Below are 19,401 nucleotides of genomic sequence, written 5' to 3'. Positions count from 1 at the left end.
TTGCGTAAGCAAAGCTTCTGTCTGTGATGTGACCAGCAGGGCACAAGGGGGATCAAGACGATGACGCACCGAGTGTGCAAGGGGGCGGTGGCGTGGCTCGGCGGGCTGCTGCTTGCCCTGACCGCCACACCTTTTCCGGCCACCGCGGCCCCGTCCGCGGCACCGCCTGCCGACGGCTCCGGCATGGTGATGGTGCTCGACTCCTCGGGCTCGATGGCGGAGGACGACGGCTCGGGGAGCACCCGGATCGCTGCCGCCCGGAAGGCCGTGGGGACGGTCGCCGATGCGCTCCCCGACGGGTATCCGACCGGTCTGCGGGTCTACGGCGCCGACCATCCCAAGGGCTGTGACGACACCCGGCTCGCCCAGCCGGTCGCGGCCCTCGACCGCGCGGGCCTCAAGCGGGCCGTCGCGGGCGTACGGCCCAAGGGCGACACCCCCATCGGGCTCTCCCTGCGCAAGGCCGCAGGCGACCTTCCCCAGGCCGTCGCGGGGGCGACCGGCACGCGGACGATCCTGCTGATCTCCGACGGCGAGGACACCTGCCAGGCGCCACCGCCGTGCAAGGTGGCCGCCCAACTCGCCGCGTCCGGCGTGGATCTGCACATCGACACCATCGGCTTCCAGGTGGCCGGCAAGGCCCGGTCCCAGCTGGAGTGCATCGCCAAGGCCGGCAACGGGCGGTACTACGACGCACCGGATGCCCGGGCGCTCGCCCGTCAGTTGCAGCGTGCGGGGCAACTCTCCGTCAAGGGCTACCGGTTGCAGGGCAGGCAGGTCCGCAGCACGGCGAGCAGGAGCGGAGCTCCGCACCTGGACGCCGGGCAGTACCTGGACACCATCGGGCCCGGTGAGACGCGTACCTACGCGGTCGACCTCGACGCCGTCTCGACGGCCGACTTCTCGGCGACCGTGGCGCCCCGGGCCGGCGCGACCATCGGTCTCCTCGACCGGCTGAGCACCGAGATCACCAAGGGCGCCGAGGGCAGCTGCGGCTCCACCACCGAGCAGTTCGGACAGACGGAGGGGGCCACCCCGCTGACCGCGGGCATCAGCCGGGTGCCGTCACAGAGCGGTACCGGTACCTGTGACAAGGCCGGCCGGTACTGGCTGGTCGTCAAGCGTCAGTCCGCTCCTGGCTCGGACGCCGCGCGCTGGCCGCTGGAGCTGACGTTTCACGTGGAACACCCGCTGAAGAAGGGCGTCACGCCCGCGCAGTCGGAGCCGGACTACGGCGCGGGCGGCGAGGACGCCACGCTGCCGACCACTGCGCCCCGGAACGTCACCGGCGGTACCGGCTTCAACGACGCCGTGACCCTGCACCCGGGGGTCTGGCGGGACAAGGTCCTGCCGGCCCAGACCCTCTGGTACAAGGTGCCGGTCGGCTGGGGCCAGCAGCTGCGCTACGACGTGGAGTTCGCCAACGAACCGACCGTCAAGGGCCACAGCTCGATCACGTCCTCCGGCGGCACCCAGGTCTACACCCCGTTCCGTACCCCGGTCGGCAGCGGTACCGGCGTCTTCAGCCCGCAGGTGCCGTACAACGGGCGGCTGGCGTCGCTCAGCATGGGCACGGTCCCGGTCTCCTGGACCAACCGCTATGAGGGCCACCCCAATGTGATCCCCGTTCACTCCAAGGGGGACTTCTACCTCGCGGTGAGGCTGGGTGCCAAGGTTTCTGAGATCGCGGAGAACCCGCAGATCGGCGTGGTGCTGCGGATCGCGGTACTGGGCAAGGAGAAGGCCGGGCCCGAAGCGGGGGCAGCCGCGGTCAAGCCCGGCTCCACTGCCGACCAATCCGGGCCCTCGGCGGACGGCGCCGGGGCCGGCGGAGGAGGATGGTCCACCGGGCGTGTGGTGGCTCTGGCCGTCGGCGGTGTGGGGGTGCTGCTGCTGGCCGGCCTGGCGTTGGCCTATGTGCGGGCCCGCAGCAAATAGGCCGTCGCGGGCGGGATTCGGATCCGATGAGGGGTGGCTCGTAGTGACGGGGCGCAGGACGACTCGGGCGGTGTTTCACGTGAAACATGGGCAGAGAGCGGCGGCCTTCGTGGCCGCACTGGCCGCGGCAACGGCCCTTCCGGGGGCGATGGCGGTGGCCGCGGCCGAGAGCGTGCCCGGATACCGGACCGCGGACGGCGCCACGGAGGTCAAGGGCACCTCCAGTGCCGCGACAGCGCCCCCGCTCAAGCCCGGACTGCACACCGACACCATCCGGCGCGGTGAGCAGAAGTACTACGCGGTCACACTCGATGACAGGAACAACGCCTACTTCTCGGTGGTCGCCGCGCCCCGCCCGGGCACCAAGGTCGAGGACTACAAGGACAAGCTCACCCTCACCGTCCAGGACAGCAGCGGCGCCACCTGCTCGGAGGCGACTCCGTCCTTCAACGGCGGCGGGATGGCCTATCCGATCGCCGACTACGCCTTCCGCCGCATCGGCACCGACCGTTCCGACTGCCAGAAGGCCGGTCCGTACTACGTGGTGGTCGAACGCGACGGGTCGGCCACTTCAGGGCCCGACCTCTGGCCCATCGAGCTGGACCACCTCGATGAGCCGCCGCTGAAGGGCAGTACGCCTGCCCGGCCGGGCCGGGGCACCTGGAGCACCGCGACGCCTGCACCGCGCACCGATGCCACCAAGCGCAACGCCCAGGGCGGCACCGGATTCAACGACGCCGGTTCGGTCGCCGCGGGCGTGTGGCGGGACCGCATCAAGCCCGGTGAGAGCCGCTTCTACCGCGTACCGGTGGACTGGGGGCAGCGGCTCAACCTCAGCGCGGAGCTCCCGAACTCCCCGGCCGCCTCACATGACTTCGTCACCAATGCGCTCGGACTGGGCGTCTACAACCCGGCTCGTGGCGCGGTCAGCACGAACAACTTCGTCCCGTACCGCGGGCAGCCCGCCGCCGCCAAGGTGTTCACCGCACCGGTCGACTACGGCAACCGTCTCGACCCGACCGACTCGGTCAGCGCGATGCGGTTCGCCGGCTGGTACTACCTGGAGGTCAGCCTGCACCCGGACGCCGCGCAGTACTTCCCCAAGGGCGCGGAACTGACCCTCCGGGTCGATGTCCGGGGCGCCGCCAAGTCCGGGCCCGGTTACGCCGATCCAGCCGGCGCCTTCACCGTCACTCCGGAGGACCAGGAGACGGCACGGACCGGCCGGACCGCGCAGGAGGCGGCGAAGAGCGGCACCTTGACGGTGGTGGGGTATGCCGGGATCGGCACGGGGGCGGTGCTGCTGGCGGGACTGGGGTCATGGACCCTCGTGGCCCGGCGGTCGGCCGCTGCCGGGTCCCGCGGGCCGGGTACCGCGCCCGAGCTGCCGCAGCAGCGCGGGGGACCGCACCGGCCCACGCAGCCGGGGCAACACCACGGGCACCAGCAGCAGTTCGGCCCACCGCCGGGCAGGTAGCCCCGACGGGCCCGACCGGTGCGGGTCGGTCAGGCGGACAGCAGCGCCCAGACGCCCACCGCGATGCACAGCAGCGCCACGATCAATACCGGCACCGCGACCTTCGGGGGCGGTCCCGGCCTTCGGTACGGGGCGGGTGGCGCCGCGGCCGGCACGCCGGTCGGTGTGCCGGCAGGTGGCTGCCCGACAACCGGGTGCGGCCCGGCCGTGTACGGGCGGGTGACGGCGCTCCTCGGGGGGACCGTGGCGGTCGGCTCGTACGCGGGCACGGGCGGCGCCGGCGGTACCTCTGCCGGCGCCGGAGGGGGCGTGGCCGCCGGTGCGGGCAGCGGCACGGGGGGCGGCGTCGGAGGGCTGCCCGGCGTCGGAGGGTTGCTCGGCGTCGGAGGGTTGCTCGGCTCCGGCGGGGCGAGCTGGAAGCTGCCGGTGTCCGTCAGGGAGCGCTGCCCGGTGGAGCCGGGGCCGGCCGGGGCGCCCGTCGTCGGCTCCCCGGCTGCTTCCCGGTCGGCTGTCGGCCCCTCCGGTCCGTACCCGGCCGGCAGCGGACCGATGTGGTCGAAGACCTCGACGAGCTCGTCCTCGATCGTCGGGTCCGGAAGCAGCTCCACCGCCGACAGGACCGCCTTGCGCGCCCCCGTGGCGGTCTTGAAGCGGCAGTCCGGGTTCGGGTGCACCAGAGAGCCCAGCACCTGCCACAGCGGCTCCGGGATGCCCTCGGGCGCGTTCGGGATCCCGTGGTCGGCGAAGTGCCCGACCAGCTCCTCGACGTCCGGCTTGATGCCCGTGAGCAGATAGACCGCGACCAGACCGACCGCGAACAGGTCGGCCGGGAAGTCCGGTTCGGCGCCGAGCATCTGCTCCGGAGCGAAGTAACCCGGCGTGCCCACCACATAGTTGGCCTCGGTGAGTCGCGGCTCGCCCTTGCGCATCGCGATGCCGAAGTCCGACAGCCGCAGGTGCGGGCGGCCGGTGCCGGTGGCTTCCAACAGGATGTTCGCCGGTTTGATGTCGCGATGCACCACCCCCTCCGCGTGCACCGCGGTCAGCCCGGCCAGCAGTTGGTCCAGCAGGGTGCACACGAACCGGGGCGGCAGGGGGCCGTAATCGCCGGTCAGGTGCGCCAGCGAGCCGCCGTGCACCAGGTCCATGGTGAACAGCACCTTGTCGTCGTCGGCGGCCCAGCTCGCGGGGGCCAGCACATGCGGATGGTCGATCCGCAGCGCCTGTTCGCGGACGAAGCGCAGCAGGGTGTGGGCATCGCTCTGCTGCAACACCTTGGCCGCCACATAGCGGCGACGCCGGTGGTCCCAGGCGCGCCAGACGGCGCCCACCCCGCCCCGTCCGATCGGATCGATCAGCTCGTACCGGCCGCCGAAGATCTCACCCATTGCGCCCCGTCCGCTTCCTGACTCGCGACGTCCCCTGTGGCCGTGGCCGACGCACCCTAGCTCTGGTGCGCCTCGTAGTGGGCGACCGCATCGGCGGTGCGGCCGGCACCGTAGACCCGGAGGAACTCTGCCAGTTCGGGGTGAGTGGGGGCGAGGGAGTTCGCCGCATCGATGATGTCGCCGGCGTCGGAGACCGATCTCAGCAACGACTGGATCTCACGGACCACGCGGCGGACCGTGGTCGCCCCCGTCGACGACGTCTGCTGTGTGGTGTTGTTGAGCACCGATCCGCCCGCCGTCTTCTTGATCTCTTCCATGCGGTCGGTGGCCTCGGCGGCGCTGACGCTGCCGTCCGCGACCTGACCGGACAGTTCCTGGAGTGCCTGGACCCGCTGGACCACGGCCGGGTTGCCTATCTTCGCCCGCTGCCCGCTCATCAGCTGGGAGAGCATCGGGGCGGACAGCCCGAGCACGGCGGCGAGCCGGGCCTGGTTGAGCCCGAGGTCGTCGATGAGACGGCGGAACAGCGCACCCAGAGGCTCCCCGTACCAACTGCGCTGAAGCTCCCGGGCCCGCGCGGTGGCTTCCTGCTGTGCTGCGTCCATACCCTCTCCCCTGACTCCCCGATCGCTTCGCTGCCGCGAATCTCGCGAAGCATCCTACGGAGAGCGACGGTGTGCGGCGATACCCGGTCGGGAAAGGGTCCGGACACCGGGTACCCTGGTGCGCGAAGGGGCCTTAGCTCAGTTGGTAGAGCGCTGTCTTTGCATGGCAGATGTCAGGGGTTCGACTCCCCTAGGCTCCACTCCCCAAGCCCTTCCGGTCGGCGAAACCGCTGGTCAGAGGGGCTTTTTTCATGCCAGTGCGGATGCTGACGGATCGTTATCCGGCCGCCGGCCCCGCTCCGCCCGCATGCGAGCGGGCCGTGCCCGCCGTCCCTCGTACGGGACGGGGGCACGGCCCGGTGCGTGTCCGGTGCCGTGGCCGGGCTCAGGCCGTGGTACCGCCGCCCCGCTCGTCGGCCTCCGCATCGGCCTGCTTGGCCTGGACGTCGGGGTCGAGCTCGGCCCCCTCGGTGCCGTCCACCGCACTCAGCCGGCCGCGCTCGCCGACCTCGGTGGGGGCCGGCGGCTCGACCAGCCAGTCCGGGTTGGCCTGCTTGTCCCACCACTTCCACGCGGCGACCGCGGCGCCGACCGCGATGCCCACCAGGGCCAGCCGCTTGGCGGCCCGGCCGCACTTGGCGTGGCGGCTGTGCTTCTTCTGCAGCTTGGTGATCTCGGCGGCCGTCACCTGGCCGCGGAGCGCGGCGAGCGCGGCGGCGCCCCGGATGACGGCCTCCTCGCGCACCGGCTCGGCCGCGGCCCGGGCACTGGTCACGGCGTGCTCCAGCCGCGGGGCGGTGTACTCGGCCGCTTGGCGGGCCGCCTTGCGGGTGCGGCAGGCGGCCCGGGTCGCCGCCGCGTCGACCTTGGGCGGCAGGGCGCCACGGGCGTGCTCGATCCGCGGGTGCAGATGCGTGTCGAACTGCGCTCGGGCCTGATGAGCGGCCTCGGCCACCCGCGGGCCCAGCCGCGTACGGGCCTCGTGCGTGTAGTGCACGGCGGCGTCCTTGGCCGTACCGGCATACGGAGCCACCACCTCCGCGGCGTGCCGCACGCTGTCCTTGGCCGTATCGGTCGCGGCGCGCACGCTGTTCTTGCGGGTCACGGGATCCTCCTCCTCGGTGGCATGTCCGGGGGCTGGGGGGTTGGTCCCCCGTGTCTGTTGTGTCGCCTGTCCACCCGTCTGAAGATCATGCCCGCTCATGGCTGGTACGGCATGCGAGAGCGGGCATCCGGGTCATTGCCGACACTTCCGGAGCCTTGGTGACGACAATGCCACGACGTGGCGTCCGCGGCGCCCGAAATCAGTGCGAAGACCGGCACGGGGCGGTGGCCGGACACCGGCACGGGCGGTTCGTGCGAGGATCAGGGACCGTCCAGCGAAGACTTATGGAAGGTTGACTCGTGGCTGAGCAGCTCTACGCCACCCTGAAGACGAACCAGGGCGACATCGAGATTCGGCTTCTGCCGAACCATGCACCCAAGACGGTCAAGAACTTCGTCGAGCTCGCCAAGGGCGAGCGGGAGTGGACCGACCCCGCGACCGGCAAGAAGACCACCGCGCCGCTGTACGACGGCACGATCTTCCACCGGGTGATCAGCGGCTTCATGATCCAGGGTGGTGACCCGCTGGGCAACGGCACCGGTGGCCCCGGCTACGAGTTCGGGGACGAGTTCCACCCCGACCTGGCCTTCACCAAGCCGTACCTGCTGGCCATGGCGAACGCCGGCCCGGGCACCAACGGCTCGCAGTTCTTCATCACCGTCGCGCCGACCGCGTGGCTGACCGGCAAGCACACGATCTTCGGCGAGGTCAGCACCGACGCCGGCAAGAAGGTCGTCGACGCCATCATCGGCACCCAGACCAACCCGCGCACCGACCGTCCGGTCAACGACGTGGTGATCGAGTCGGTGGTCGTCGAGACCCGCTGAGCCGCGTCTTGTGCCCCGGAGCGCTCCGGGGAACCATTGCGCCCCGCCCGGTCGTACTTCGGGCGGGGCGGTGTGTTTGACGCGCCCCGGACAGCGACGAGGACGAGGGGACCGATGGAGCAGGTGCCAGGCAGCCCACAGGAGCCGCAGGACGCGCGGGGCGACGGCGGCCTGCCGGGCTGCCACCGCCACCCGGACCGCCCGACCGGGGTCCGCTGTACCCGCTGCGACCGGCCGATCTGCCCGGAGTGCATGGTCAGCGCCTCGGTCGGCTTCCAGTGCCCGGAGTGCGTACGCAGCGGCAGCGGTACCGGCCATGCGCCGCGGGCGACGGTGCCGCGCACGATCGCCGGCGGCACGCTCACGGCCGACCCTCGACTGATCACCAAGATCCTCATAGGGCTCAACGCCGCAGTCTTCGTGGCGGTGCTGGCGACCGGCGGCGACGCCAGCCCGCTGGTCCAGCACCTCGACCTGCTCGGCCTCGCCTTCGATCCGGGGCAGTACCAGCTGGTGGGCGTCGCCGAGGGCGAGTACTACCGCCTGGTGACCGCGATGTTCCTGCACAGCGCGATCCCGCACATCGCGTTCAACATGCTCTCGCTGTGGTGGCTGGGGCCGCCCCTGGAGGCGGCGCTGGGCCGGCTGCGGTTCACCGCGCTCTACCTGCTGTCCGGCCTGGGCGGCAGCGCCCTGTCGTACTTCCTCGCGGCCCAGAACCAGCCCTCGCTGGGGGCGTCCGGGGCGATCTTCGGGCTGCTGGGCGCGACCGCGGTGCTGATGCGGCGGCTGAACTACGACATGAAGCCGGTGCTGATCCTGCTCGGCCTGAACCTGGCCTTCACCTTCCTGTGGCCGAACATCGCCTGGCAGGCGCATGTCGGCGGCCTGGTGGTGGGCGCCGCAGTGGCCTTCGGGATGGTGCATGCGCCGCGCGACCGCCGGGCCGTGGTCCATGGCGCCACCTGTGCGCTGGCGCTGCTCGCGATCGGTGCCGTGGTGTGGGTACGGACCCTTCAGCTGGTGGGCTGAGGAGCCCGTACCTGCACGTTGTCCACAGTGCGTGGCCGGTCTTGTGCGTGCTGTGCGGAACCCTCGTTCCGGACCGTTCTGACCTGCGTTTCCCCAGCAAGAGCGGGGGGAGGCGCAGGTCCGGCCGGGGTGCCGCCGATCACACCGGCGTCAACCTCCGGAAGGTTATCCACAGATCTTCTGAAGTTTTCCCCGGCTGTGGATAACCGTGTGGATGGCCTTGGGTAGGGCTTGCGCTACTTCCACTGGGTGGATACGCCGAAGCCCACCGCGATGAAGCCGAAGCCGCAGACGATGTTCCAGTTGCCCATGGCGGCGACCGGCAGCTCGCCCTCGGACACGTAGAACATCACGATCCACACGAGCCCGATCAGGAACATCGCCAGCATCAACGGGGCCACCCAGCCACGGCCTGAGTTCATCTTCAGGTTGGTGGACTTCGCCGGCGGCGGCGTGAAGTCGTCCTTCTTGCGGATCCGTGACTTCGGCACGAGGAACTCTCCTGTCGATGTGCTGCTCCCCCATTCTCGACGTCTCCCGAGCGGGATGGGGGTACCGCCCGCCCGGCGAAGCCGAGAGTAGGGGAACTCCCGCCCCGTGGGGGAGGCACGAGGTGCGCCGGGCTACGGACGCGATGGGGAGCGGATTCCTTTCCCGGGCGTCCGTTAGCGTAGTGCTTCCGCGGCGTCGTAAGGAGCAAGGGTACGTTGAGCAATCCCGCTGACCCCTCCGTCCGCCCCGGCCGTCCCCGTCTGCGGCCCGCGCGGCTGCTCACCCTGGTGGTCTTCGCACTGGCCGGTCTGATGTTCTGGCTGAGCTTCGACACCGCACGGGGCACCAATCTGCGCTCCGACGACTCCATGCTGCGACTGTCCGACCTCATCCAGGAACGCAGCCAGAAGAACGGCGCCCAGGACGACCGCAACGCGACCCTCCGCGAGGAGGTCGACGCCCTCGCCCAGCGCGATAACGGCAGCTCCAAGGCCGAGGAGGCCAAGCTCAAGGCGCTGGAGAAGAACGCCGGGACCAAACCGGTTGCCGGCCAGGGCGTGACCGTCACGCTCACCGATGCCCCGCCGAACGCCACAGCCAAGATCCCCGGGCTGCCCGAGCCGCAGCCCAACGACCTGGTCATCCACCAGCAGGACCTGCAGGCCGTGGTGAACGCCCTGTGGCACGGCGGCGCCAAGGGCATCAAGGTCATGGACCAGCGGCTGATCTCCACCAGCGCGGTGCGCTGCGTCGGCAACACCCTGATCCTCCAGGGCCGGGTCTACTCCCCGCCGTACAAGGTCACTGCCGTCGGCAACCGCGAGCAGCTCAACAATGCGCTCAACGCCTCCCCCGCGATCCAGAACTACCTGCAGTACGTCAACGCCTACGGCCTCGGCTGGAAAGTCGACCAGCGCGAGGCGGTGACTCTGCCCGGCTACTCCGGCACAGTGGATCTGCACTACGCACAGCCTGTGAAGCCGTAGCCCGCACGCCGTGGGGGCGGCGGGGAGGGGCGGGGCCGGATGACGGTGCGGGGGCGGACGAGGGCGCGGAGCCGGGCGACGGTGCGGTGGCTCGTGCGGACCCTCAGCGAGATCTGTGTCACGGTAGGGGCGCTGATCGTGCTCTTCGTGGGCTACCTCCTCTTCTGGACCGGCGTACGGGCCGACAGCGCCATGGACCGTGAGATCGGCAGGCTCCAGCAGCAGTGGGCGACCGGGCCGGCCGCCGCCCCGGGGCGCACCCCGGCCCCCGGCGCCCCCGCCACCCCCACCGCTCCGCCCCGCCGCTACACACCGGGTGCCTCCTTCGCGGTGATGTACGTCCCGCGCTTCGGCCGGGACTGGGCCAAGCCCGTCCTCGAAGGCACCGGGACCGACGTCCTCCAGCGCGGCCTCGGCCATTACGACCGCACCGCCCGCCTCGGCCAGCTCGGCAACTTCGCCGTCGCCGGCCACCGCCGCACCTACGGCGACCCGTTCAAGGACTTCCCCGAGCTGCGCCCGGGCGACGCCGTGGTCCTCACCGACGGCACGACGTGGTTCACCTACCGCATCGACAACCGTCCGTACACGACCCTGCCCACCGACATCGGCGTGCTCGACCCGGTCCCGCGGAAGTCCGGCTTCAATGGCCCGGGCCGCTATCTGACGCTGACGACCTGTGAGCCGGAATGGGGCCACAGCCACCGGCTGATCGCCTGGGGACACCTGGATTCCACCCAACCCGCGGCACAGGGAAGGCCATCGGCTTTGACCGGCTGACCCACCTGTGCCCGCCCTCGCCCCTTACTCTGGTGTGGCAATCGACATCGTCATCGGCATCGGCAAGGGGACAGCGACAGCATGTACGGCTGGATCTGGCGGCATCTGCCGGGCAACACGTGGGTGAAGGCGCTGCTTTCCGTGGTGCTTGTGCTGGCGGTCGTCTTCGTGCTCTTCCAGTACGTCTTTCCGTGGGCGGAGCCGCTGCTCCCCTTCAATGACGTCACTGTCGATGAAGGGATGGCAGCCGTCCGATGACCGCCCGCATTCTCGTAGTCGACAACTACGACAGCTTCGTCTTCAACCTCGTCCAGTACCTCTACCAGCTCGGCGCCGAGTGCGAGGTGCTCCGCAACGACGAGGTCGCGCCCCGGCACGCCCAGGACGGCTTCGACGGGGTGCTGCTCTCGCCCGGCCCCGGTACGCCCGAGCAGGCCGGCGTCTGCGTCGACATGGTCCGGCACTGTGCGGACACCGGCGTCCCGGTCTTCGGGGTGTGCCTGGGCATGCAGTCGATGGCAGTCGCGTACGGCGGTGTGGTGGACCGGGCGCCCGAGCTGTTGCACGGCAAGACCTCACCGGTCCTCCATGAGGGCCTGGGCGTCTTCTCCGGGCTGCCCTCGCCCTTCACCGCCACCCGCTACCACTCGCTGGCCGTCGAGCCGGACACCGTCCCCGACGAACTGATCGTCACTTCCTGGACGGAGGCCGACGACGTGCCCGGCGGGCGGATCGTGATGGGGCTGCGGCACCGCGAACTGCCGGTCGAGGGCGTGCAGTTCCATCCGGAGTCGGTGCTCACCGAGTGGGGGCACCGGATGCTGGCCAACTGGCTCGTCGAATGCGGCGACAAGGGAGCTGTGGAGCGCTCTACGGGGCTGGCCCCGGTGGTCGGCAAGGCCGGCGCGTGACCGCAACGCGCCCCGAGCGCGAAGGGAGATCCTCCGATCCGTACGAGCAGCCGCCGTACGGGCCGCAGGGCCGGTACCGGCAGCCCGACGCATTCGAGGCGGCGGTGGGGCAGCTCAACGACCCGCTGAACGATCCCCTGCCGGGGCAGCAGGCGCCGCCGCCCTCCGCAGCGCCCGGCACCGGCCGCCGACGTCGGCACGCGGCGCCGGGACCCACGCAGGAGCCGGCACCGACGGACGGGGCGCAGGGCTCCCCATGGTTCCGGCCGCACCAGCAGCCGGAGCAGCAGGCCCCGGCCGGGCCGATACGCGCGCCGTACACTGCGCCGGAGGCTCCGCAGGCCGCCCAGCCCTCGCCCGCCTCCACCCCGGTCACTCCGCCCGCCGCCCCGCCCTCCGCGCCCTGGCCGAACGACGACGCGACGATGGCGCTCCGGCAGGCCGAGAAGGGCCGCGGGGACGATGTTTCACGTGAAACCGGCGCGGGCGTTTCACGTGAAACCGAGACGGCCGTTTCACGTGAAACCACGTCCTCGGCCACGCCGCCTGCCGTCGGAGGCCGCGCAGCCCGGCGCAAGGCCGCCCAGGAGGCCGCCAAACGAGGTGGTAGGCGCCGCCGGCACAGCGGCGCTACCAGCGCCGCGGAACCCGCCTCCACGGCCACTGGGGCGCCCTCGGCGCCCACCTCCCGGCTGGAGGCCCGACGGGCCGCCCGCGCCGCAAAGGACAGCCCCAGCCTGATCGCCAGCCGCGCGCTGGGCGAGGTGTTCATCACCCTCGGCGTGCTGATGCTGCTCTTTGTGACCTACCAGCTGTGGTGGACGAACGTGATGGCCGAGCAGGAGGCCGGTGGTGCCGCCAACAACCTCCAGCACGAGTGGGACAAGGGCGGCGGCGAGAAGAAGAACCTGGCGGACGGCGAGCGCTTCGGGATCATGTACATCCCCAAGCTGGATGTGAAGGCGCCGATAGCCGAGGGCATCGACAAGCACAACGTGCTGGACCACGGCCTGATCGGGCACTACGACAAGGCCAGCGGGGTCAAGACGGCGATGCCCTGGGACAAGAAGGGCAACTTCGCCGTCGCCGCCCATCGCAACACCCACGGCGAGCCGTTCCGCTACATCAACAAGCTCACCAAGGGCGACAAGATCATCGTCGAGACGAAGTCCTCGTACTACACGTACGAGATGGAGAGCATCCTCCCGCAGACGTCTCCGAGCAACGTCAGCGTGATCGGTCCGGTGCCGCCCGGCTCGGGGTTCACCGGCCCGGGCCGCTACATCACCCTGACGACCTGTACCCCGGAATTCACCAGTACCTTTCGGATGATCGTCTGGGGCAAGATGGTCGACGAGCGGCCGCGGAGCAAGGGCAAACCGGACGCGCTCGGCGGCTGAGCGAACAAAAGAGGGGTGCTACGCGGTGACTGCTACCGGAACCGAAGAGGAAAGCCACCGGTCCGCGCCACCACCCACGCCGCGCCGGGTCCGCCGGACCGTCGCCTCCGTCGTCAGCGTCATCGGTGAGCTACTGATCACGGCCGGTCTGGTCCTGGGCCTGTTCGTCGCCTACTCGCTGTGGTGGACCAACGTCCTCGCCGACCGTGAGGCGCACAAGCAGGGCGATGCGGTGCGCAAGCACTGGGCGAGCAGCGCCCCCAAGGGGCCGGGGGAGCTCGACACCAAGGACGGCATCGGCTTTCTGCACGTGCCGGCGATGAACAACGGCGAGGTGCTGGTCAAGAAGGGCACCAGCAGCGCGGTGCTCAACGAGGGGGTGGCCGGCTACTACACCAAGCCGGTCAAGTCCGCGCTGCCGCAGGCGAAGAAGGGGAACTTCACCCTCGCCGCGCACCGCGACGGCCACGGCGCGAAGTTCCACAACATCGACAAGCTCAAGGACGGCGACCCGATCGTCTTCGAGACCAAGGACACCTGGTACGTCTACAAGGTCTTCGCGACCCTGCCGGAGACCTCGAAGTACAACGTCGACGTGCTCAACAAGGTCCCCAAGGAGTCCGGCAAGCACCGGGCCGGCCGCTACATCACCCTCACGACCTGCACCCCGGTCTACACCTCCACCTACCGCTACATCGTCTGGGGCGAACTGGTCCGCACCGAGAAGGTCGACGCGGACCGCACCCCGCCGAAGGAACTGCGCTGACGAACACGGGCAAGTGAAACGTCCGTGGCGGCACTCCGGAGAGTGCTGCCACGGACGCGATGCCGAATGCCGCGATCAGCAGACCATGGACGTCTGCACGTACGCGGTGTCGGACCCGGAGCCGACCTGAACGCGGCCGAAGGCCGTGGTGCAGTTGGTCGTGGCGTAGCCGCCGCTCCACATTTCGTAGGCCGGGCGGTTCTTCAGTGTCATGCCGTGGGCGTGGCCGTCCGGTGTGGTGACGGAGATGGACGCGTACGACCACTTGGTGCTCTTGCGGAAGGACTCCCACACCACGAGGTAGCCGTACATCTTTCCGCAGCCGTAGTACTGCTTGACCGAGGCGGCCGTCTTCCCCTTGTACTTCACGTACGCGGTGGGTCCGAGCTGTCGCACCGAGGAGCATCCGGACGGCGTCGAAGCAGCGGCGGAGCCGGCGTTGACCAGGCCGAACGCGAGAGTGATCCCGGAAAGCGCGGCGATGGACGCGGCACGGCGCGTGCTGTTCTTCAAATCTTCCCCCTGGCAGTTGATCGAGTACCTCAGGAAGCTACGGGCCGTCAGGAAGTGGGTCAACCTACTTATCTTCGGTGACCCGTCCGGGATGGGAACGTCGGAGCCCCGGCAGCCTTCCCAGGCTGCCGGGGCTCCGACGTGAGGCCGCGCTGCGGGCCGCTAGTTGTTGCCTCCGAACATTCCGCCGAAGATGCCGCCGCCACCGTTGTCACCGTTGCCGCCGCCACCGACGGTGGTCAGCGTCACGGTGGTGGTCGTGGGGTCTACCGGCGTGTTCGGCGCCGGGTCCTGGTTGGCCACCCGTGCCTTGTCGTCCTGTGCACTGCCCGCGGCGAACTGGATGTTGGTGAAACCGGCCTGCTGGAGCGCCTGCCTCGCCTCCTTCACCGTACGGCCGACCACGCCCGGCATCGGCGTCTGCGCCGCCGCCTTGCCGACCGTGAGGGTGACCGTGGAACCCTGCTTGGCCTGGCTGTTGCCCTCAGGGGACTGCTTGGTGACCTTGCCGACCTGGTTGGGGTCGGAGACCTGCTCCTCGGTCTTGGTGACCTCGAACCCGAGGTCCCTCAGCTGCTTCTCGGCCGCGTTGGCGTCCTGGCCCGTGACGTCCGGAACCCCGGCCTTGGGGCTCTCCTGGGCCACGGTCAGCGTGATCTGGGTGTCCTTGGTGGCCTTGCTTTGGCCATCGGGGGTCTGGCCGATGACCGTGCCCGGCGTACGGTCGGAGACCTTGACCTCCTGCTTGACCTTGTCGAAGCCCTTGTTGTTGAGCTCCTTCACGGCGTTGGGGAAGGAGAGGCCGTTGACGTCGGGGACCGTGGTCTTGGCCCGGCCCGAGCACACCGTGACCGTGACCGTGTCGTCCTTGGGGATCTCGCCGCCGGCCTTTGGCTTCTGCTCGGTGATCTGGCCCTTCTTGACGTTCTCGCACGCCTTGCGGCCGCCCAGAGCGACCTTGAAGCTGCTGTTCACGCCCGAGGCCTTGGCCTCCGAGAGGGTCTTGCCGATGAGGCTGGGCACCGGCGTCGTGCCGCCCTTGTGGTTGCCGCTGAACATCGCCTTGCCGATGAAGATCGCACCGACGAGTACCAGCACCGCGGCGAGCACCAGCAGGATCGTCGAGACGTTGCTCTTCTTCTGGCCGCCGCCCCGCCGCCGGTCGCCCCGCTCGTCGTAGCCGTAGCCGCCGTCGTCCGGGGCCATCGGCGGGAGCATGGAGGTCTGGCCGGCCGGATCCTGCGGCCGCAGCATCGTCGTCGGCTGGTCCTGGTCGAAACCGGCCGCGCCCAGGGCGGACGTCGCCGCGACCGGCTGGCCGTCCAGCGCTGCCTCGATGTCGGCGCGCATCTCGTCGGCCGACTGATAGCGGTAGTCCGGGTCCTTGACCAGCGCCTTCAGGACGATCGCGTCCATCTCCGGCGTGATCTCGGGGTCGAAGTTGCTCGGCTTCTGCGGCTCCTCGCGGACATGCTGATAGGCCACCGCGACCGGTGAGTCACCGACGAACGGGGGCCGGACGGTGAGCAGCTCGTAGAGCAGACAGCCGGTGGAGTACAGGTCGGAGCGGGCATCGACCTGCTCGCCCTTGGCCTGTTCCGGAGAGAGGTACTGGGCCGTGCCGATGACCGCCGCGGTCTGCGTCATGGTCATCCCGGCATCGCCCATGGCCCGGGCGATGCCGAAGTCCATGACCTTGACCTGGCCGGTGCGCGTCAGCATGACGTTCGCCGGCTTGATGTCGCGGTGGACGATGCCGGCCCGGTGGGAGTACTCCAGCGCCTGGAGGACACCGGTGGTCATCTCCAGCGAGCGCTCGGGCAGCAGCTTGCGGCCGGAGTGCAGCAGCTCACGCAGCGTGGACCCGTCCACGTACTCCATGACGATGTACGGGATCGAGACACCGTCGACGTAGTCCTCGCCGGTGTCGTAGACCGCGACGATCGACGGATGGTTCAGCGAGGCGGCCGACTGGGCCTCACGGCGGAACCGGGCTTGGAAGGACGGATCGCGGGCAAGATCCACCCGCAGCGTCTTCACCGCCACGGTGCGGCCGAGGCGGGTGTCATGCGCGAGGTACACCTCGGCCATGCCACCACGGCCGAGCACCGAGCCCAGCTCGTACCGGCCGCCGAGGCGACGCGGCTCTTCCATAAGCTTCTCCAGCCCTCTCCGTCAGTCCCGACCGCACCCGTGTGTGGTCCGGCGGTGTGCTGTCCGGGCTACCGTACCCGGGACGCCGCATCGGACCGGGCCGGAGCCGCAACCTGATACGTGACCGGTATTGGCATGACCCGAGTCACTTCTCGTCCTGGAGCACCGCCTGCATGACGCGCTTCGCGATCGGCGCGGCGAGCCTGCCGCCGGCGATGTCGTCACGCAGGGTGTCGGACCCCTCGATGACGACGGCGACCGCGACGGGCGTGCCCTTGTCGGTCTTCGCATACGAGATGAACCAGGCGTACGGGTTGTCCTTGTTGTTCTCGCCGTGCTGGGCGGTACCCGTCTTACCCCCGACTGTGACGCCCGGGATCTGAGCGGCGGTTCCCGTGCCCTCCTTGACCACGGTCTCCATGATGCTCTGGACCTTCTGGGCGTTCTCCGGACTCAGCGGCTGGCTCATCTCCTGCGGCGTGTGCTGCTGCACCACATTGAGGTTCGGCGCCACCAGCTGGTCGACCATGTACGGCTTCATCAGCTTGCCGCCGTTGGCGACCGCCGAAGCGACCATGGCCATCTGCAGCGGGGTGGCGCGGTTGGAGGCCTGGCCGATGCCCGCCATCGCGTTCTGCGGGCGGTTGTCCGTGGGGAAGATGCTCTCCGCGGCCCGGACCGGGGTGTCGATCTTCGAGTTGTTGAAGCCGAACTTCTCCGCCTCGTCCTTCATCTTCTTGTTGCCGAGGTCAGCGCTGATCTTGCCGAAGACCGTGTTGCACGACAGACGCAGGGCCTCGCGCAGGCTGACGTTCTCACACTGGATGGAGCCCTCGTTCTTCAGCGGGAGACCCGAGGTGTCGGGCAGCGTGTACGGCACCGGCGAGTTGGTCCTGGAGTCGACGTTGTTGTAGAGGCCGTTCTCCAGCGCCGCCGAGGCGGTGACGACCTTGAAGGTCGAGCCGGGCGGGTAGGTCTGGCGCAGCGCCCGGTTGAGCATCGGCTCATCGGGGTTGTTCTTCTTCTGCAGCCCGATGTACGCCCGGGCGTCCTTGTCGCTCATCCCGGCGAAGGTGGACGGGTCGTACGAGGGGGTGCTGGCCAGCGCCAGGATCGCGCCGGTCTCCGGGTTGATCGCGGCGACCGCGCCCTTCTGCTTGCCCAGGCCGTCGAACGCGGCCTTCTGCGCCTTGGCGTCCAGCGTCGTGACGACGTTGCCGCCCTTCTGCTTGCTGCCGGTGAACATGTCGACCGTGCGGCTGAAGAAGAGCCGGTCGTCGGTGCCGCTGAGGATGCCGTCGTTCAGCTTCTCCAGCTGGTTGGCGTCGAAGGCCTGCGAGGCGTAGCCGGTGACCGGCGCCCACATCTTGCCGTTCTTGTACGTGCGCTTGTACTTGAAGTCGCCGCTGTCGGTGGTCGTGGAGCCGGTGATCGCCTTGCCGTCGACGATGATGTTGCCGCGCGGTGTGCTGTACCGCTCGATGGCCACCCGGCGGTTGTGCGAGTCGTTCTTGAGCTTGTCGCCGTCGACGAACTGGACCCAGTTGACGCGGACGAGCAGGGCGAGGACGAGCAGGCCGCAGAAGATCGCGACCCGGCGCAGAGGCTTGTTCACGGGCGGACCACCTGGGTCATCTCGGCGTCGGTGGACGGGGCGGGGGTCGGCGCCGGACGGCGCGCGGTGTCACTGATGCGGAGCAGGATGGCGACCAGCGCCCAGTTGGCGATCACGGAGGAGCCACCCTGGGCGAGGAACGGCATCGTCATACCGGTCAGCGGGATCAGGCCGGTCACACCGCCGGCGACGACGAAGACCTGCAGCGCGAAGGCGCCGGAGAGGCCGACGGCCAGCAGCTTGCCGAACGGGTCGCGGGCGGCCAGCGCCGTACGGATACCGCGCTCGATCAGCAGGCCGTAGAGCATCAGGATGGCCATCAGACCGGCCAGGCCGATCTCCTCGCCGACGGTGGCGAGGATGTAGTCGCTCTTGGGTGCGATACCGCCGATGAGGCGGGAGTAGCCCTGGCCCAGGCCCGAGCCGAGGATGCCGCCGGACCCGAAGGAGTACATCGCCTGCGCGGTCTCGGTGACACCGCCGTTGAGCAGTTCCAGCGGGTTCAGCCAGTTGTGGACACGGACCTGCACATGGGACTCGAAGGTGGCCACCGCGACCGCGCCGCCGGCGCTCAGCAGCAGACCGAAGACGATCCAGCTGGTGCGCTCGGTCGCGACGTACAGCATGATCACGAAGAGGCCGAAGAACAGCAGCGAGGTACCCAGGTCGGTCTCGAAGACCAGGATCATCAGGCTGAGCGCCCAGATGACCAGGATCGGGCCGAGGTCACGGCCGCGCGGCAGGTACAGGCCCATGAAGCGGCGGCTGGCCAGCGCCAGCGCGTCCCGCTTCACCATCAGGTAGCCCGCGAAGAAGATCGCGATGATGATCTTGGCGAACTCGCCGGGCTGCAGTGAGCCGACACCGGGGATGGTGATCCAGATGCGCGCGCCGAAGCGGGCCGGGAAGAAGATCGGGGAGATCAGCAGGACCAGCGCGACCACCATCGAGATGTAGGTGTAGCGCTGCAGGACCCGGTGGTCCTTGAGGAAGATCAGCACGCCGAGGAAGAGCGCGACGCCGAGCGTCGACCACATCAGCTGCCCCGGCGCCATCGCACCGCCCAGCTGCGGGGTGCTGATCTGCGGCTCCTGGTCCAGCCGCCAGATGAACACCAGGCCCAGACCGTTGAGGAGGGTGGCGATCGGCAGCATCAGCGGGTCCGCGTACGGCGCCCACTTGCGCACCACGAGGTGCGCCACGCCCGCCAGCAGGCCGAGGCCCAGCGTGTAGCCGAAGACGCCCGCGGGGACGGTCTCCTCCTTGGCGAGCCCGACGTTGATGTACGCGAACACCGGGATGATCACCGCGAAGATGAGCAGCGCCAGCTCGGTGTTGCGGCGGCTCGGGGCTCCGATGGTGCCGATGGTGGTGGTGTTGGTGGTACTGCTCATGAGATCTACGGCCCCCTA

18 protein-coding genes and 1 tRNA gene are annotated in these 19,401 nt (G+C 69.8%); 11 read left to right on the top strand and 8 right to left on the bottom strand.

The features are described 5' to 3' along the window. Positions 1-60: 60 nt before the first annotated feature. Together AB0G84_RS17025 and AB0G84_RS17020 are read left to right on the top strand one after the other, a co-directional pair. A complete protein-coding gene (locus AB0G84_RS17025) occupies positions 61-1,938 on the top strand; it encodes a VWA domain-containing protein (RefSeq protein ID WP_361320845.1) in 1,878 nt (625 codons plus the stop codon). A 79-nt stretch (positions 1,939-2,017) separates the two neighbouring features. Beyond that, on the top strand, positions 2,018-3,415 hold the full coding sequence (locus tag AB0G84_RS17020) for a hypothetical protein (RefSeq protein ID WP_361320843.1): 1,398 nt from the start codon (positions 2,018-2,020) through the stop codon (positions 3,413-3,415). 29 nt (positions 3,416-3,444) lie between these two features. Here the strand turns inward: AB0G84_RS17020 and AB0G84_RS17015 are convergent, their stop codons facing one another. Together AB0G84_RS17015 and AB0G84_RS17010 are read right to left on the bottom strand one after the other, a co-directional pair. Continuing rightward, on the bottom strand, positions 3,445-4,803 hold the full coding sequence (locus tag AB0G84_RS17015) for a serine/threonine-protein kinase (RefSeq protein ID WP_361320842.1): 1,359 nt from the start codon (positions 4,801-4,803) through the stop codon (positions 3,445-3,447). 56 nt (positions 4,804-4,859) lie between these two features. Next, the gene (locus AB0G84_RS17010; protein ID WP_361320840.1) at positions 4,860-5,408 is read right to left on the bottom strand and encodes a DNA-binding protein; all 549 of its coding nucleotides are present in this window, start codon (positions 5,406-5,408) and stop codon (positions 4,860-4,862) included. A 127-nt stretch (positions 5,409-5,535) separates the two neighbouring features. Here AB0G84_RS17010 and AB0G84_RS17005 point away from each other — a divergent pair. Next, positions 5,536-5,608 (top strand) — tRNA-Ala (locus AB0G84_RS17005). A 185-nt stretch (positions 5,609-5,793) separates the two neighbouring features. Here AB0G84_RS17005 and AB0G84_RS17000 read toward each other — a convergent pair. Further along, positions 5,794-6,513, bottom strand: coding sequence for a DUF5324 family protein (locus AB0G84_RS17000; protein WP_361320838.1), 720 nt, complete (start codon positions 6,511-6,513; stop codon positions 5,794-5,796). Between the two features lie 299 nt (positions 6,514-6,812). Here AB0G84_RS17000 and AB0G84_RS16995 point away from each other — a divergent pair, with 299 nt between their 5' ends. Further along, the gene (locus AB0G84_RS16995) at positions 6,813-7,340 is read left to right on the top strand and encodes a peptidylprolyl isomerase (RefSeq protein ID WP_361320836.1); all 528 of its coding nucleotides are present in this window, start codon (positions 6,813-6,815) and stop codon (positions 7,338-7,340) included. A 114-nt stretch (positions 7,341-7,454) separates the two neighbouring features. Further along, positions 7,455-8,372 carry a rhomboid family intramembrane serine protease gene (locus AB0G84_RS16990; protein ID WP_361320834.1) on the top strand — a complete coding sequence of 306 codons (918 nt, stop codon included), beginning with the start codon at positions 7,455-7,457 and terminating at the stop codon, positions 8,370-8,372. 236 nt (positions 8,373-8,608) lie between these two features. Here AB0G84_RS16990 and crgA read toward each other — a convergent pair whose 3' ends face one another. Then, positions 8,609-8,863: a cell division protein CrgA gene (gene crgA / locus AB0G84_RS16985; RefSeq protein WP_361320832.1), complete on the bottom strand. Its 255-nt coding sequence runs from the start codon at positions 8,861-8,863 to the stop codon at positions 8,609-8,611. Between the two features lie 216 nt (positions 8,864-9,079). Here crgA and AB0G84_RS16980 point away from each other — a divergent pair, with 216 nt between their 5' ends. The 6 genes from AB0G84_RS16980 to AB0G84_RS16955 all read left to right on the top strand — a co-directional run bounded on the left by AB0G84_RS16980 (position 9,080) and on the right by AB0G84_RS16955 (position 13,707). Further along, positions 9,080-9,850, top strand: a complete 771-nt coding sequence (locus AB0G84_RS16980; protein ID WP_361320830.1) for a DUF881 domain-containing protein — start codon at positions 9,080-9,082, stop codon at positions 9,848-9,850. A 39-nt stretch (positions 9,851-9,889) separates the two neighbouring features. Then, positions 9,890-10,630 carry a class E sortase gene (locus AB0G84_RS16975; RefSeq protein WP_361320828.1) on the top strand — a complete coding sequence of 247 codons (741 nt, stop codon included), beginning with the start codon at positions 9,890-9,892 and terminating at the stop codon, positions 10,628-10,630. Positions 10,631-10,711: 81 nt separating this feature from the next. After that, a complete protein-coding gene (locus AB0G84_RS16970) occupies positions 10,712-10,888 on the top strand; it encodes a hypothetical protein (RefSeq protein ID WP_361320826.1) in 177 nt (58 codons plus the stop codon). Continuing rightward, positions 10,885-11,541: an aminodeoxychorismate/anthranilate synthase component II gene (locus tag AB0G84_RS16965; protein ID WP_361320824.1), complete on the top strand. Its 657-nt coding sequence runs from the start codon at positions 10,885-10,887 to the stop codon at positions 11,539-11,541. The genes AB0G84_RS16970 and AB0G84_RS16965 overlap by 4 nt, the downstream gene beginning before the upstream one ends. Next, positions 11,538-12,941: a class E sortase gene (locus AB0G84_RS16960; protein ID WP_361320822.1), complete on the top strand. Its 1,404-nt coding sequence runs from the start codon at positions 11,538-11,540 to the stop codon at positions 12,939-12,941. The genes AB0G84_RS16965 and AB0G84_RS16960 overlap by 4 nt, the downstream gene beginning before the upstream one ends. A 25-nt stretch (positions 12,942-12,966) precedes the next feature. Continuing rightward, positions 12,967-13,707 (top strand): class E sortase, encoded by a 741-nt coding sequence (locus AB0G84_RS16955; protein WP_361320820.1) that lies wholly within the window; start codon positions 12,967-12,969, stop codon positions 13,705-13,707. Between the two features lie 75 nt (positions 13,708-13,782). Here AB0G84_RS16955 and AB0G84_RS16950 read toward each other — a convergent pair whose 3' ends face one another. From AB0G84_RS16950 to AB0G84_RS16935, 4 genes are all read right to left on the bottom strand, one after another. Beyond that, the gene (locus tag AB0G84_RS16950; RefSeq protein ID WP_361320818.1) at positions 13,783-14,220 is read right to left on the bottom strand and encodes a hypothetical protein; all 438 of its coding nucleotides are present in this window, start codon (positions 14,218-14,220) and stop codon (positions 13,783-13,785) included. 162 nt (positions 14,221-14,382) lie between these two features. Continuing rightward, on the bottom strand, positions 14,383-16,374 hold the full coding sequence (gene pknB / locus AB0G84_RS16945; protein ID WP_361320816.1) for a Stk1 family PASTA domain-containing Ser/Thr kinase: 1,992 nt from the start codon (positions 16,372-16,374) through the stop codon (positions 14,383-14,385). 145 nt (positions 16,375-16,519) lie between these two features. Continuing rightward, positions 16,520-17,989 (bottom strand): penicillin-binding transpeptidase domain-containing protein, encoded by a 1,470-nt coding sequence (locus AB0G84_RS16940; RefSeq protein ID WP_361320814.1) that lies wholly within the window; start codon positions 17,987-17,989, stop codon positions 16,520-16,522. Further along, entirely contained in the window at positions 17,986-19,383 is a 1,398-nt protein-coding gene (locus tag AB0G84_RS16935) for an FtsW/RodA/SpoVE family cell cycle protein (RefSeq protein ID WP_361320812.1), read from the bottom strand. Before AB0G84_RS16935 ends, AB0G84_RS16940 begins: the two co-directional genes overlap by 4 nt. Positions 19,384-19,401: the final 18 nt, after the last annotated feature.

The sequence above is a fragment of the Streptomyces sp. NPDC020742 genome (genome assembly GCF_040641675.1).
Classification (GTDB): Bacteria; Actinomycetota; Actinomycetes; order Streptomycetales; family Streptomycetaceae; genus Streptomyces.
Note: the sequence above shows the minus strand (reverse complement) of the source record. Positions and strands in the feature narration are given on the sequence as shown.